Genomic DNA, 13,984 nt, shown 5'->3' with positions numbered 1-13,984 from the left:
CTCGGGGCGGTCGCACCGCGCGGACGGGTGCGCCGGCGGTGGGGGTCGGTCCGCGGCCGGCACCGGTGCCGCCCCCCGGAGAACGGCACCGGCACGTCCGCGAACCCGCCGTGCGCAACCGAAGCTAGCCGCCCTGAACAGCGGATTTGAGGCCCGACGGGCGATCCGGCGGATCCTTATGGTCGCGTTAAGACGGCTCTAAGCAGGGGCACAGGAAAGAGCCTGCGGGAGCCGGTAGTTGAGGCGTCGGCCGGCCGTGGGCGTCCGGGGGAGCCGACCCTCCCAGGTCCCAGGAGGACCGACGCGGCGGAGGCGCCGCGAGGAGCGCCCGGCACGGCGGTGCACGACATGACAGCGCCCGCGAGCAAGCGCAAGCTGGGAGGAGTGCAGGCGGAGAGTTCGTCGGGTGCGGGGAGACGAGAGGTCACTCATGCCGCGATCCATGCGCGCGCTCGTAGCCGGCGGGGTCGGCGAGCCGATCGACGTCCTGCGGCTGGAGTCCCGGCCCGTTCCCGTGGCGGCGGCCGGCCAGGCGTTGATCCGCGTGACGGCGGCCCCGGTCCACGCCAGCGATCTGCACGTGGTGCGCGGTCGCTACGGTTTCACCCCCGAGTTCCCCGCCGTCGGGGGGCACATGGAGTGCGTGGGCCGCATCGAGGCCCTGGGGCCGGACGTCGGCGGATGGCAGGTCGGCCAGCGCGTGGTGGTCGTTGCCGTCCCGGCCGTACCCGGGCCGCCGGCGGTCGGCACCTGGCAGGACCGCCTCGTCGCCGACGCGCACCGGCTGGTGTCGGTCCCCGACTGGCTGGACGACGGGCGTGCCTGCCAGCTCGCCGTCAATCCGTTGACCGCGCTGCTCCTGGTCACCCGCGAACTCCGCGCACAGCCGGGGGAGTGGCTGATGCAGACGGCGGCCGGCTCCACCGTCGGCCGGCTCGTCATCCAGCTGGCCAGGCACCTGGGCGTGCGCACGATCGACGTGGTGCGGCGGCGCGCCGCCGTCGAGGAGATCACGGCGCTCGGCGGCGACGCGGTCATCTGCACCGAGGACGAGGACCTGGTGCAGCGGGTGACGGAGATCGCCGGACCGGCCGGCGTGCGCAAGGCCGTCGACTGCGTCGCGGGCCAGGTGGGTGCCCAGGTGTCCCGGGCACTGGCCCCGGGAGGCGAGCTCGTGGTCTACGGCGCGCTCTCCACGCACCGGCAGACCGACCCGGCGGCGCTGACGATCCCGCTGCTGGCGCGCTCGGTCATCTACGAGACCCAAGCGGTCCGCGGCTTCTGGCTGAACCGCTGGTTCGGCACGACCTCGCCCACGGACGCGCTGCGCGCGCTGTCCGAGGTCCGCGACCTCGTCGCCGATGAGGTGCTGAGCATCCCCCCGGGCCGGCCGTTCCCGCTCGAACGCTTCGCCGAGGCCCTCGCGTTCGCCGAGGCACCCGCGCACGGCGCCAAACCGCTCCTCGTCCTCGACGACGACCGGGACGGCGGCGACGCGTAGGCCGCCGCCGGGTGGCGTGCCGCCCTTCGAGGCGCCCTGCCGGCGCGTCGGCCGACCGGTGCCGGTCAGGTGCCCGCCGGGTCGTCGAAGGCGTCGACGAGCGCGTCGAGGGTCTTTGCGGCCGGGCCCTCGGCGACCGCGTCCAGGGGGAGTTCGGCCCAGATGAACTTGCCCTGCGGGGTGTAGCGGGCGCCCCACCGCCGGGCGTACCGGGCGATCAGGAACAGCCCGCGGCCGCCCTCGTCGGTGGTCCGGGCGTGCCGCAGGTGCGGTGCGGTGCTGCTGCCGTCGGAGACCTCGCAGATCAACGCCTCCGCCCGGATCATCCGCAGCCCGATCGGGCCGGAGGCGTGCCGGATGGCGTTGGTGACCAGTTCGCTGACGATCAGTTCGGTGGAGAACTCCAGTTCCGCCAGGTCCCAGCGGGCCAGCTGGTCGGCGGCGGACCGGCGGGCCGCGCCGACCGCCGAGGGGTCCGCGGCGACGTCCCAGGCGGCCAGCTGCTCCTGCGGCACGGCCCGGGTGCGGGCCAGCAGCAGGGCCACGTCGTCCACCGGCCGGGTGCCGGGCAGGCTGCTGATGACCCGCTCGCAGAGCTCCTCCAACGGAGCCTGGGGGTCGGCCAGCGCGGTCCGCAGCCGGGTGATCCCGCCGTCCAGGTCGAGCGCCTTCCCCAGCAGCAGCCCGTTGGTGTAGAGCGCCAGCAAACTCCCTTCGGGCAGCGGCAGTTCGATGGATTCGAAGGGCATCCCGCCCAGCCCCAGCGGCGGCCCGGTGGGCAGCTCCAGCAGTTGGCAGCCGCCGGCGGGGCTGACCAACAGGGGCGCGGGGTGCCCGGCCCGGGCCAGGGTGCAGCAGCAGGCGACCGGGTCGTAGACCGCGTACAGGCAGGTCGCCCCGATCACCCCGTCGTCGCTGTGCGCGTCGTGCGCGACCCGGTTCACCATGTCGTCCAGGTGGGCCAGCACCTCCTCGGGGGCCAGGTCGAGGCCGGCCAGCGCCTGCACGGCGGCCCGCAGCCGGCCCATCGTGGCCGCGGCGTGCACCCCGTGCCCGACCACGTCGCCGACCACCAGCGCCACCCGCGCCCCGGACAGCGGGATCACGTCGAACCAGTCCCCGCCCACCCCGGACTGCGAATCGGCGGGCAGGTAGCGGTAGGCCGCGTCCACCGCGCTCTGCTCGGGCAGGTCGCGCGGCAGCAGGCTGCGTTGCAGGGTGAGCGCCGCGGCGTGCTCACGGGTGTACCGGCGGGCGTTGTCGATCGAGATCGCCGCGCGGGTGACGAACTCCTCGGCCAGGACCAGGTCGTCGGGCTGGAACGGGCCGGTGGGCCGCCAGCGGGCGAAGGTGGCCGCGCCCAGGAAGCTCCCCCGGGCCCGCAGCGGCACCACCATCAGCGAGTGGAAGCCCAGTGCGCGCAGCCGCCCGGCCCGCACCGGGTCGTCGGCCGCCCAGTCGGCGCGGTCCAGGTCCAGCTCCGGCAGCAGCACCGACTCGCCCCCGGTCAGGCTCAGCACCACCGGCGCCGACGGCGGGTACGCGGTCCGCTCCCCGACGGCGATCACCGCCTCCGGGCACCCCTCCCGGACAGACTGCTGCCCGGCCCGGCGCACGCTGAGCAGCGCGGCGGGCTCGACCGGACCGGCCGCCGGCTCCTCGCCGGTGAGCATCGCGTCGAGCAGGTCGACGGTGACGAAGTCGGCGAGGTCCGGCACCGCCACGTCGGCCAGCTCCTGGGCGGTCCGCCAGACGTCCAGGGAGCCGCCGATCCGCTCGCCGGCGCGGTTGAGCAGCGCCATCCGCTGCCGGGCGCGGTAGCCCTCGGTGACGTCGAGGACCATGTAGCAGATGCCGAGCACCTGGCCGGACTCGTCCTCCAGGCGGAAGAAGGACGTGGAGTAGGCGTGTTCGTGCTGCGGGTCGGACTCCGGGCGTCCGAGGTACTCGTAGCCCATGGACGGCACGCCGGTCCGCAGCACCCGCCGCATCTCCGCCTCGACGGACTCCACCGCCAGGTCCGGCAGGACGTCGCTCAGCCGCTTGCCCAGCCGCTCGGCGCGCGGGGTGCCGCCCATCCGTTCCAGGGCGTCGTTGAGCCAGACGTAGCGCAGCTCGGGGTCGAGCATGGCCACCCCGATCGGGGACATCCGCAGGATCCCGTTCAGCAGCGAGCGGCTCGCCCCCGACCAGGGCGTCCACGCCACCTCGGCGGCCAGCACCAGGCGTGCGGACGGATCCGGGCCGGCCCGCAGCGGCAGCACCCGCACGTCCAGGTCGAGCCGGTGTCCGGTGCGGTCGCGCACCGCGACCAGTCCGCTCCAGCCGCCCTCCGCCGCGAGCCGGTGCCGCCAGACCCGCTCCCCGGACGCGCTACGGGCGTCCGCCGCGGTGAACAGCTCCGCCAGCGGCCGTCCCAGCGCCCGGGCCGCCGCGTGACCGAGCAGCCGCTCGGCGCCCCCGGTCCAGCCCCGCACCACCCCCGCCCGATCGGCCAGCACCACGGCGGTCCGGGTGAGGTCGAAGGCACCGTCGCCAGGAAGGCGGCTGCTCGGGGAGGCGCTCATACAAGACCGATCCACTGCCGGCTCCACACCCTGCGAAGGCCCGGGGCGCCGGGCCGCCACCGCGTACCACCAGCGCCTCCCACGGTACTCCGGGAACCCGCCGGGGCGCTTGTGCAGCCGGCCCCCGCACCGCCCGGCCACCGCCGCCGGCACCGCCCGTTGTCAGTGCCCGCCGGCACCCTCGGACCATGAGCGCACCCACCCCCGCCGACCCGGCGGGACCGCCGCCCGTTCCGTCCGCCGCCTACTGGGAAGCCGCCGCCGCGACCTACGACACCGAGCCCGACCACGGCCTGCGGGACCCGGCCGTCCGCGCCGCCTGGGCCGCCCGGCTGCGCGGCTGGCTGCCCGCCGAACCCTCCGACGTCCTCGACCTCGGGTGCGGCACCGGCAGCCTGGCCCTGCTCGCCGCCGAGCAGGGCCACCGGGTCACCGGGGTCGACCGCTCCCCGGCCATGCTGGCCCGCGCCCGGACGAAGCTCGCCGGCCGGGCCGCCCGGTTCGTCGTCGGCGATGCCGGTCAACCCCCCGTCGGGCAGCGGCGGTTCGACGTCGTCCTGGTGCGGCACGTGCTCTGGGCGCTACCGGACCCGGCGGCCGTCCTTGCGCGCTGGGCGGGGCTGCTCGCCCCCGGCGGCCGCCTGGTGCTCGTCGAGGGCCGCTGGGGCGAGTCCGCCCCGGCGGGCCTGTCCGCCGCCGAACTCACCGCGCTGACGTCCCCGTTGGCGGCCCGCACCGAGCTCGTCCCGCTCTCCGCCGACCCGACGCTGTGGGGCCGGGAGGTGCGCGACGAGCGGTACGCGCTGGTCGTGCGGGTGGCGCCGGCGCGGCCCGCTCCCCGGCCGCGCCACACCGAGGTCGTCGACGTCCACCTGGTGCTCCGCCGCGGTGACGAGGTGCTGTTGGCCCGCCGCGCGGGGACCGGCTACGCGGACGGCCTGCTCAACTGCCCCTCCGGCCACGCCGAGGACGGCGAGGACGTCCGCGCGGCGCTCCTGCGCGAGGCCGCGGAGGAGCTGGGACTGCGCCTGGCGCCCGAGGACGTGCGGGTGGCCCTGGTGATGCAGCACTGCGCGCCGCCGCCCGCGCGGCCCCGGATCGGCTGGTTCTTCGAGGCGGCGTACGGGGCGGGCGGCGAGCCCCACAACCGCGAACCGGACAAGTGCGCGGGGCTGGCGTGGTACCCGCTCGACGCCCTGCCGGACGACATGGTCGCCTACTGCCGCGCCGGGTTGGACGGGCTGCGCGCGGGCCACCGCTTCCTGCTCCACTGGCACCGGCCCGGCGACGCGATCGCCCACGACCCGGCCGGCCCCGGCCGCGCGGTCGTCCTGGACGGCGGGGGCGACGCCGTGCCGTGAGGGCCGTGCGGCGGCCACGGTCCGGGCGGCGACCTCGCAGCCGACGGCGACCACCGCGGTGGCCTCCGCGTCCGCCTCGTACCGGGCGCGCGGGTCGGCCCCGAGGTCCGTGCCGGTGACGGCCTTGGTGTCGGCGGGCGGAAGCCGCGCACGGTGAGTGCCGTGGTCGCGCACGGCACGTCGGCTCGGCCCGCTCCACCGCCTCCTTCCCCGGCCCGCGACGGCCGGTCGGGGCGGCCCGTCCACTGCCCGGCACGCGCGCCGCGCCGATGCCGGTCCGGTGAGCGGTGGCGGCGTGGCTCATTCCGGACGCTCGCCCAGACGTATAGGTGGCCCCTGCAACTATCCGGGCGTACGGTGATCGCGCAGGCCGCCGCCGGGAACGCGCGCGGCCCGGCGTACCCCGAAGGAGGAGCCGCGAGCATGTGCGGAATCACCGGATGGATCTCCTACGACAACGACCTCACCACCCAGCGCCCCGCCCTTGAGGCGATGACCCGGACCATGACCTGCCGCGGCCCCGACGCCGGCGGCATATGGCTCGGCCCGCACGCCGCGTTGGGGCACCGCCGGCTCGCCGTCATCGACATCGACGGCGGCAAGCAGCCGATGAGCGTCGAACACGACGGCCGCACCCTGATCGTCACGACCTACAGCGGCGAGGTCTACAACTACCTCGAACTGCGCGCCGAGTTGACGCGACTGGGTCACGCCTTCCGGACGAACAGCGACACCGAGGTCGTGCTGCACGCCTACCTCGAATGGGGCGAGGCGTTCGTCGAGCGCCTCAACGGCATGTACGCCTTCGCGCTCTGGGACCCGCGCACCGAACACCTCCTGCTGGTCCGCGACCGGATGGGCATCAAGCCGCTCTTCTACTACCCGACCCGCGACGGCGTCCTCTTCGGCTCGGAGCCCAAGGCGGTGCACGCCCACCCGGACGTCCGCCCGGCCGTCGACGCCGAGGGCCTCGCCGAGCTGATCACCTTCACCAAGACGCCCGGCCACGCCGTCTACAAGGGCCTGCACGAGGTCCGCCCCGGGCACGTGGTCCGCGTCGACCGCAACGGCGTCCACGTCACCCGCTACTGGGCCCTCGAAGCCCGCGAGCACACCGACGACCTGGACACCACCGTGGCCCGCGTCCGGGAGCTGCTCGACGACATCGTCGCCCGCCAGCTGATCGCCGACGTGCCGCTGTGCACCCTGCTCTCCGGCGGCCTGGACTCCTCCGCGATCACCGCGCTCTCCGCCAAGGCGCTGGCCGCCCAGGGCAGCGGCCCGGTCCGCTCGTTCGCCGTCGACTTCACCGGCTACACCGAGAACTTCACCCCCGACGACCTGCGCGGCACCCCCGACGGCCCGTACGCGCACGCCCTGGCCGAACACGTCGGCTCCGACCACCACGACATCGTGCTGGACACCGCCGCCCTGATGGACCCCGGCCACCGCGCCGCGGTCCTGGCCGCCCGCGACCTGCCCAACGGGTTCGGTGACGGCGACACCTCGCTCTACCTGCTGTTCAAGGCGGTCCGCGAGCAGTCCACGGTCGCCCTCTCCGGCGAGTCGGCGGACGAGGTCTTCGGCGGCTACCGCTGGTTCCACGACCCGGAGTCGGTCAACGCCGACACCTTCCCCTGGGTCGCCGCGGGCCTGTCCGGCCGGTTCTCCGGCGGCAACTCGGTCCGCGAGGCGCTCCTGGACCGCGCCCTGCTCAAGCGGCTGGACCTGCCCGGCTACGAGCAGCGCCGCTACCGCGAGGCGCTCGCCGAAGTCCCCTACCTGGACGGCGACACCGGCCACCAGCGCCGGATGCGCGAGGTCAGCTACCTGCACCTGACCCGCTTCGTGCAGATCCTCCTGGACCGCAAGGACCGGGCCAGCATGGCCGTCGGCCTGGAGGTCCGGGTGCCGTTCTGCGACCACCGCCTGGTCGACTACGTCTTCAACACCCCGTGGGCGATGAAGACGTTCGACGGCCGGGAGAAGTCGCTGCTGCGCGCCGCCACCCGCGACGTACTGCCCGACCTGGTCGCCGACCGCGTCAAGAGCCCCTACCCCAGCACCCAGGACCCGGGCTACAACGAGGCGCTGCGCAGCGAGCTCAAGGAGCTGGCCGCGGACCGCGACGCCCCCGTCCGCCCGCTGCTGGACTCCGCGGTGCTCGCCGAGGCCACCGCCGTCGGCGCCGACCACGACGTCCGCCCCGCTGCCGAACTCGTCCTCGGGATGAACGCCTGGCTGCGCACCACCGGGACCACCCTGGAGCTGTAGGCCGCCGCGGTCCCCTCCGGGCACGGTGGCCGCTCCTGACGCACAATGGATGCGACAAAACCGCGCACCCGCGCCGACGGACGCGCGCACCCCGCGCACCCGCCGCCCGCGTCACCACCAGCACCAGGAGCGCCACCGTGTCCCCGCAGTCCCTGACGATCACCATCGACCCGGCGGCGGCCGAGGCCCCGTTCGAACAGGTCCGCACGCAGATCGCCGACCAGGCCCGCACCGGCACCCTGCCGGTCGGCCACAAACTCCCCACCGTCCGCGGCCTCGCCGAGGACCTGGGCCTGGCCGCCAACACCGTCGCCAAGGCGTACCGCGCCCTGGAGACCGACGGGGTGATCGAGACCCGCGGCCGCAACGGCAGCTTCGTCGCCGCGGCCGGCGACGCCGCCGACAAGGAGGCCGCCGCGGCCGCCGCGGCCTACGCCCACCGTGCCCAACGGCTCGGCCTGGACCGCACCGCCGCGCTCGCCGCCGTCACCGACGCCCTGCGCGCCACCTACGACGGCGGCGCCTGAGGCGGCCAGCGGCGCCGCGCAGCAACCGGCCCGCGACCGGGGCCCCACCCGGCAGCCCGGTCCGGGCCCCGCCCCAGCACCGGAGGAGACCATGCCCAGCCGGCTCGCCCTCGTCCGACGCCCCGGCCCCCGCCTCGCCGAGGGCCTGGTCACCCACCTCGACCGGCAACCCGTGGACCCCGCGCTCGCCCTGCACCAGTGGGAGGCGTACGTCCGGGTGCTGCGCGACCACGGCTGGCGGACCGTCGAGGTGGCGCCCGCCGACGACTGCCCCGACGCGGTCTTCGTCGAGGACACCATGGTCGTCTTCCGCAACGTCGCCCTGCTCGCCCGCTCCGGCGCCGACTCCCGCCGCCCCGAGCTCCCCGCCGCCCGCGAGGCCGCCGCGGCGCTCGGCTGCTCCCTCAACGCCGTCCGCGCCCCCGGCACGCTCGACGGCGGCGACGTCCTCAAGGTCGGGGACACCGTGTACGTCGGCCGCGGCTGCCGCACCAACGCCGAGGGCGTACGCCAACTGCGCGCCGTCTTCGAGCCGCTGGGCGCCCGGGTGGTCGCGGTGCCGCACCGGCGGGTGCTGCACCTGAAGTCGGCGGTCACCGCCCTGCCCGACGGCACCGTCATCGGCTACCTGCCGCTGGTCGAGGACCCTTCGGTCTTCCCGCAGTTCCGGCCGGTCCTGGAGGAGGCGGGCGCGCACGTGGTCCTCCTGGGCGGCGACGCGCTCCTGATGGCCGCCTCCGCGCCCCGCACCGCCCGGCTGTTCGCCCGGCTCGGCTACCGCCCGGTCCCGGTCGACATCAGCGAGTTCGAGAAGCGCGAGGGCTGCGTCACCTGCCTGTCGGTGCGCCTGCGCGACCTGGTGGCGGACCCGGGACGGGGGTGACGCGAGGTCACCCGGGGACCGGCCGGGGCATTCTTGCGCCATGAGCAACCTCGACCTCCGCCCCACCCCCACCCGCTGCGGCGGCAACCGCCACACCGGCCCGGTCCGCGAACTCCAACCCGGCAAGCAGGTCCCGCTCGGCGAGAGCACCCTGGTCCGCCGCCTCCTGCCCAACCTGGGCCGCCGCATGGTCGGCGCCTGGTGCTTCGTCGACCACTACGGCCCCGACAACATCGCCGACGAACCCGGCATGCAGGTCCCGCCGCACCCGCACCTGGGCCTCCAGACCGTCAGCTGGCTCCGCGCGGGCGAGGTCCTGCACCGGGACAGCCTCGGCTCCCTGCAGACCGTGCGCCCCGGCGAACTGGGCCTGATGACCGCGGGCCGCGCCATCGCCCACTCCGAGGAGTCGCCGCGCCACCATCCCGACGTCCTGCACGGCGCCCAGCTCTGGGTGGCGCTGCCCGACGCCCACCGGGCCACCGCCCCCGCCTTCGAGCACCACGCGGACCTGCCCGTCATCACCGGCGGCGGCGGGCTGCGCGCCACCGTCTTCATGGGCGAACTGGCCGGCGCGGCCTCGCCGGGCACCACCTACACCCCGCTGGTCGGCGCCGACCTCGCCCTCGCCGCCGGCACCGACGCCCGCCTGCCCCTCGACCCGGACTTCGAGTACGCCGCACTGACCATCGCGGGCGCCCCCGAGGTCGACGGCGTCCCGCTGACGCCCGGTTCGCTGCTCTACCTCGGGTGCGGCCGCACCGACCTCCCGGTGCGCGCCACCGAGGCCAGCGACCTGCTGCTCCTGGGCGGCGAGCCGTTCGAGGAGGAGATCGTCATGTGGTGGAACTTCGTCGGGCGCACCGGCGACGAGATCGCCGCCGCCCGTGCGGCGTGGAACGCCGACAGCGACACCTTCGGCACCGTCCACGGCTACGCCGGTGACCGGTTGCTCGCCCCGGAGCTGCCGCCGGTCCCGCTCAAGCCGCGCGGACGGGCCCGCTGACCCGGCCGGGCACGAGCGGCCCGGGGTCCCTGTAACGCCGTTATCGGCGCACGTCCCGAGGCCGTGCCCCCGAGGCCGCGTCGCGAACGCCGCGCCGTGGGGGGCGTGCTCCGAGGGCGTGCCCGGTGCCCGGGGAGCGGGCCGGGCCCCGAGCGGTCCGCGGACGGCCGGTGTGCGGTCCGTGCGCCGGAACGCGCCCTGTCCGCGCCGGTCGGGGCCTGCCTAGGGTGGTCCGCCGTGCGACGTCGCGGTGGGGAACGGCAGGGACGGCGGCCAGGCGGGCCGGAGCGGACGGCCGACGGGCCCCTGCGGGGGCGCCGGGGGACGGCCTTCGGGGTGGCGGTGGTGGTCGGGGTGGCGGCGCTGGCGCTGCTGCTGGTGATGTGCGGGGCGGGCGGCGCGCACGGGGTGGGGCCCTCGGCGGGGCGCCCACTGACGGCGCAATGGCCCGGCGTCGCCCCCACGGGTGCGGAGACTGGCCGGACGCCGACCCGAGGTGCCCGGTGGAAGGAGCCGCATCCGTGGAGCCGCCCAGCGGAGCCGCCCTGACGGTGGTCATGGCGTGCCTGACCGTGGTGACCGGAGTGCTGGACGCCGCGAGCTTCCTGACCCTCGGTCACGTCTTCACCGCCACCCAGACCGGAAACCTGCTCTTCCTCGGCTTCGGCATCGCCGGGCAGGGCGGGCTGCCGGTGGTCGCCACGGTGGTCTCGCTCGGCGCGTTCCTGGCCGGGGCGGTGGCCGGGGCGCGGGTGGAGTCCGCCCTGGCCCGGCGCCGGCGCCCGTGGTTCCCGGTCGCCCTGCTGGTCGAGGCGGCGCTGCTGGTCGGCGCGGCGGTGGCGAGCTGGGGCACCGGTCCGGCCCGGGAGCTGACGGCCGACCAGCGCTACACGGCCATCGCCCTGATGGCGGCGGCGATGGGCATGCGCAACGTCACCGCGCTGCGGGTGGCCGCCCCGGACTTCAGCACGACGGTGGAGACCCGCGCGATGACGGCCCTGGTGAGCGGCTCGGTGTTGGGCGGCGACCGGCGGCTGGGCTACGGCACCCGCGCCGTGCCCCGCCGGCTGACGTCGGTGGGCGCGATGCTGCTGGGCGGGCTGTTGGGGGCGTGGCTGATCGGGCTGGGCACCCGCACCTCGCTGGTGGTGCTGCTGGCGGCGGTGACGGTCGCGGCCACCGCCCTCCTCGTCCCGGGCCTCGCGCACGGGCGCACCGCCGACGGCTGACCGGTCAGCCGTCGGCGGTGCGCACCGACCGGCCCCCGCGGGAGGCGCCCGTCACCGGGCGTCCCGCGGGGGGCCGCCGTGCCTTACGGGACGAGCTTCAGCAGCTTGTTGGGCGAGCCGCTGCCGGGGCTGGTCACGACCCCGGAGGTGGCGCCGTTCACGAGGGCCGTGGCGACCTGGGCCGGCGTGGCCGTCGGGTGCCCGGCGAGGTAGACCGCGGCGGCGCCCGCGACGTGCGGGGTGGCCATCGAGGTCCCGGAGATGGTGTTGGTGGCGGTGTCGCTGGTGTTCCAGGCGCTGGTGATGCTGCTGCCGGGTGCGAACAGGTCGACCCGGGAGCCGTAGTTGGAGTACGAGGCGCGGGCGTCGGTCGAGGTCGTCGCGCCGACGGTGATGGCCTCGGGGACCCGCGCGGGGGAGTAGTTCTGCGCGTTGTCCCCCGAATTGCCGGCGGCGATCGCGTAGGTCACGCCGCTCTTGATGGAGTTCTGCACCGCGGCGTCCAGCGCGGCGTCCGGGCCGCCGCCGAGCGACACGTTCGCCGCCGAGGGGCCCTTGTGGTTCTTGGTGACCCAGTCGATGCCGGCGACGACCTGGGCGGTGGTGCCGGAGCCGGAGTTGTTCAGCACCCGCACGGCGACGATCTTCGCCTTCTTGGCGACGCCGTACGAGGCGCCGGCGATGTTGGCCGCGACGTGGGTGCCGTGGCCGTTGCCGTCCTGCGCGACGTTGTCGTTGTCGATCGCGTCGTAGCCGTTCGACGCCCGGCCGCCGAACTCCTGGTGGGAGATCCGGACGCCGGTGTCGATGACGTACACGGTGGCGCCGGAGCCGGCGGTGGTGGGGTAGGCGTACTTCTTGTCCAGCGGCAGCTTCGCCTGGTCGATCCGGTCCAGGCCCCAGGACGGCGGGTTGTCCTGGGTGTCCAGGGCGTGCACGGTGCGGTCCTGGTAGACGCGGTCGACGGCGGGGTCGGCCGCCAGCCGTCTGGCCTGGGCCTCGGACAGGGTGACGGCATAGCCGTTGAGCGCGGCGGTGTAGGTGCGCTTGACGGTGCCGCCGTAGGCGGATATCACGCCGCGGCCGTCCGCCGAGGCGGCCTTGAGGCCCGCGGTCGGCTTGAGCGTGACGAGGTAGCTGCCGTGCACGGCGTCCGCGGTGCCGGCGCCGACGACGGTGCCCTGGGCGGGCGCCGCCTGGGCGGGCAGCACCAGGGCGCCGAGCGTGGCGGCGGCCGTGGCGGTGGCGACCGCCGCGGCGATCCGGAGGGTGCGGGAGCGCCGGCGGTCAGCGCGGGGGGTGGTGGAACGCATCACTGCCATCGCGAGGGAGTCCTCCTCATCGGTGGCGCGCCGTGGTGCGCGCGCAGGTGGGGCGTACGGGGTCGTACGCAATCGGTCGATCTGGGAAAGTCCGTGACCGACCGTCAAAAGGTTCGATGAGTCGCACCCAGGTATCAAGAGTCCCAACGGGATGTCATATGCACGTCATGGAAAGGCAATGGCACCGCAGTGATGAACCTGACACATCGGCAGATTGTTCGTGAACTCTGTACGACTTTTGGCATGGACACTACCGGCGGCGCGGGACTCTTGGTACGACGGATCACGCAGAGATCCTGCTATGGGAGGTTCCATGAGAGTGTCCCGTTTCGCGGCATTGACATCCGCCTTCTTCGTTGCTTCGTCGCTCGCGCTGACCGGCGCCGGCGCCGCCGAGGCAGCCCAACTCACCGCCGCCGGGGGCTATGTGGCCCTCGGTGACTCCTACTCGGCCGGCGTCGGCGCCGGCAGCTACGACAGCGGCAGCGGCGCGTGCAAGCGCAGCACCAAGGCCTATCCGGCCCTCTGGGCGGCCGCGCACTCCCCCTCGTCGTTCTCGTTCGCCGCATGTTCGGGCGCCCGTACGGGTGATGTCGTCAGCGGCCAGCTCGGCGCGCTCGGCTCCGCCACGAGCCTGGTCAGCATCACCATCGGCGGCAACGACGCCGGATTCGCCGACACCATGACGACCTGTGCCCTCCAGGGCGAGAGTGCCTGCCTCGCCCGGATCGACCAGGCCCGCACCTACATCAAGGACACCCTCCCCGGCAAGCTCGACACCGTGTACGCGGCGATCACCAACAAGGCCCCGTCCGCCCGCGTCGTCGCTCTGGGGTACCCGCACTTCTACAAGCTCAACGGCGTCTGCGTCGGCGGCCTCACCGAAAAGTCCCGGACCGCCATAAACGCCGCGGCCGACGACATCAATGGCGTCATCGCCAAGCGGGCCGCCGACCACGGCTTCGCCTTCGCCGATGTCAACTCGACCTTCGCCGGCCACGAGCTGTGCTCCGGCAGCCCGTGGTTGCACAGCGTGACCTACCCCGTCGACGAGTCCTACCACCCCACCGCCGCCGGCCAAGCCGGCGGCTACCTCCCGGTGTTCGGCTCCGCTGCGTGACCTTCCGTGCACAGGGCGCGGAGGAGGGGCTCCCCGCCTCCGCGCCACGCCCCGTCGGGCACCCCGCGCGCTCCCTCAACTCGCCCTGGCACGCGTGCTGTACGTGACATTCCGTATGGTGTTCGTCAACGTCAAGGCAAGGCAGGTGAATCCGTTGACCGGTCTGCACGCGTGTCCTCCAAGAGAGATAGGGT

10 protein-coding genes are annotated in these 13,984 nt (G+C 74.9%); 8 read left to right on the top strand and 2 right to left on the bottom strand.

The window, feature by feature from the left end; all coding sequences use genetic code 11:
* The first annotated feature begins 442 nt into the window (after positions 1 to 442).
* Positions 443 to 1,501, top strand: coding sequence for a zinc-dependent alcohol dehydrogenase family protein (locus tag ACJ6WD_RS27525; protein WP_376558852.1), 1,059 nt, complete (start codon positions 443 to 445; stop codon positions 1,499 to 1,501).
* Between the two features lie 65 nt (positions 1,502 to 1,566).
* Here the strand turns inward: ACJ6WD_RS27525 and ACJ6WD_RS27520 are convergent, their stop codons facing one another.
* The gene (locus ACJ6WD_RS27520; protein WP_233660483.1) at positions 1,567 to 4,068 is read right to left on the bottom strand and encodes a SpoIIE family protein phosphatase; all 2,502 of its coding nucleotides are present in this window, start codon (positions 4,066 to 4,068) and stop codon (positions 1,567 to 1,569) included.
* Positions 4,069 to 4,256: 188 nt separating this feature from the next.
* Here ACJ6WD_RS27520 and ACJ6WD_RS27515 point away from each other — a divergent pair, with 188 nt between their 5' ends.
* From ACJ6WD_RS27515 to ACJ6WD_RS27490, 6 genes are all read left to right on the top strand, one after another.
* A complete protein-coding gene (locus tag ACJ6WD_RS27515; protein WP_376447353.1) occupies positions 4,257 to 5,429 on the top strand; it encodes a methyltransferase domain-containing protein in 1,173 nt (390 codons plus the stop codon).
* A gap of 423 nt (positions 5,430 to 5,852) precedes the next feature.
* A complete protein-coding gene (gene asnB, locus ACJ6WD_RS27510) occupies positions 5,853 to 7,703 on the top strand; it encodes an asparagine synthase (glutamine-hydrolyzing) (protein ID WP_233660485.1) in 1,851 nt (616 codons plus the stop codon).
* 137 nt (positions 7,704 to 7,840) lie between these two features.
* Entirely contained in the window at positions 7,841 to 8,230 is a 390-nt protein-coding gene (locus ACJ6WD_RS27505; RefSeq protein ID WP_016575414.1) for a GntR family transcriptional regulator, read from the top strand.
* 91 nt (positions 8,231 to 8,321) lie between these two features.
* Positions 8,322 to 9,113 carry a dimethylargininase gene (ddaH, locus tag ACJ6WD_RS27500; protein WP_016575413.1) on the top strand — a complete coding sequence of 264 codons (792 nt, stop codon included), beginning with the start codon at positions 8,322 to 8,324 and terminating at the stop codon, positions 9,111 to 9,113.
* A 40-nt stretch (positions 9,114 to 9,153) separates the two neighbouring features.
* Positions 9,154 to 10,119 (top strand): pirin family protein, encoded by a 966-nt coding sequence (locus ACJ6WD_RS27495; RefSeq protein WP_233660488.1) that lies wholly within the window; start codon positions 9,154 to 9,156, stop codon positions 10,117 to 10,119.
* 521 nt (positions 10,120 to 10,640) lie between these two features.
* Positions 10,641 to 11,348, top strand: a complete 708-nt coding sequence (locus ACJ6WD_RS27490) for a YoaK family protein (protein ID WP_233660490.1) — start codon at positions 10,641 to 10,643, stop codon at positions 11,346 to 11,348.
* Positions 11,349 to 11,431: 83 nt separating this feature from the next.
* On the opposite strand, the gene ACJ6WD_RS27485 is transcribed toward ACJ6WD_RS27490, so the two are convergent.
* On the bottom strand, positions 11,432 to 12,670 hold the full coding sequence (locus ACJ6WD_RS27485) for a S8 family peptidase (protein ID WP_233660492.1): 1,239 nt from the start codon (positions 12,668 to 12,670) through the stop codon (positions 11,432 to 11,434).
* Between the two features lie 313 nt (positions 12,671 to 12,983).
* Here ACJ6WD_RS27485 and ACJ6WD_RS27480 point away from each other — a divergent pair, with 313 nt between their 5' ends.
* Positions 12,984 to 13,790 (top strand): SGNH/GDSL hydrolase family protein, encoded by an 807-nt coding sequence (locus ACJ6WD_RS27480; protein ID WP_233660494.1) that lies wholly within the window; start codon positions 12,984 to 12,986, stop codon positions 13,788 to 13,790.
* The last annotated feature ends 194 nt before the right edge of the window (positions 13,791 to 13,984 follow it).

It is taken from the genome of Streptomyces sp. VTCC 41912, assembly GCF_045799175.1.
GTDB lineage: Bacteria > Actinomycetota > Actinomycetes > Streptomycetales > Streptomycetaceae > Streptomyces > Streptomyces albulus_C.
The sequence above is the reverse complement of the archived record's forward strand: the minus strand, read 5'-3'. Positions and strand labels throughout refer to the sequence as shown.

Coding starts and splice junctions, on each gene's coding strand:
- asnB (WP_233660485.1), top strand. CDS start 5,853: ATGTGCGGAATCACCGGATGGATCTCCTACGACAACGACCTCACCACC.
- ACJ6WD_RS27485 (WP_233660492.1), bottom strand. CDS start 12,670: ATGGCAGTGATGCGTTCCACCACCCCCCGCGCTGACCGCCGGCGCTCC.
- ACJ6WD_RS27525 (WP_376558852.1), top strand. CDS start 443: ATGCGCGCGCTCGTAGCCGGCGGGGTCGGCGAGCCGATCGACGTCCTG.
- ACJ6WD_RS27515 (WP_376447353.1), top strand. CDS start 4,257: ATGAGCGCACCCACCCCCGCCGACCCGGCGGGACCGCCGCCCGTTCCG.
- ACJ6WD_RS27520 (WP_233660483.1), bottom strand. CDS start 4,068: ATGAGCGCCTCCCCGAGCAGCCGCCTTCCTGGCGACGGTGCCTTCGAC.
- ACJ6WD_RS27480 (WP_233660494.1), top strand. CDS start 12,984: ATGAGAGTGTCCCGTTTCGCGGCATTGACATCCGCCTTCTTCGTTGCT.
- ddaH (WP_016575413.1), top strand. CDS start 8,322: ATGCCCAGCCGGCTCGCCCTCGTCCGACGCCCCGGCCCCCGCCTCGCC.
- ACJ6WD_RS27495 (WP_233660488.1), top strand. CDS start 9,154: ATGAGCAACCTCGACCTCCGCCCCACCCCCACCCGCTGCGGCGGCAAC.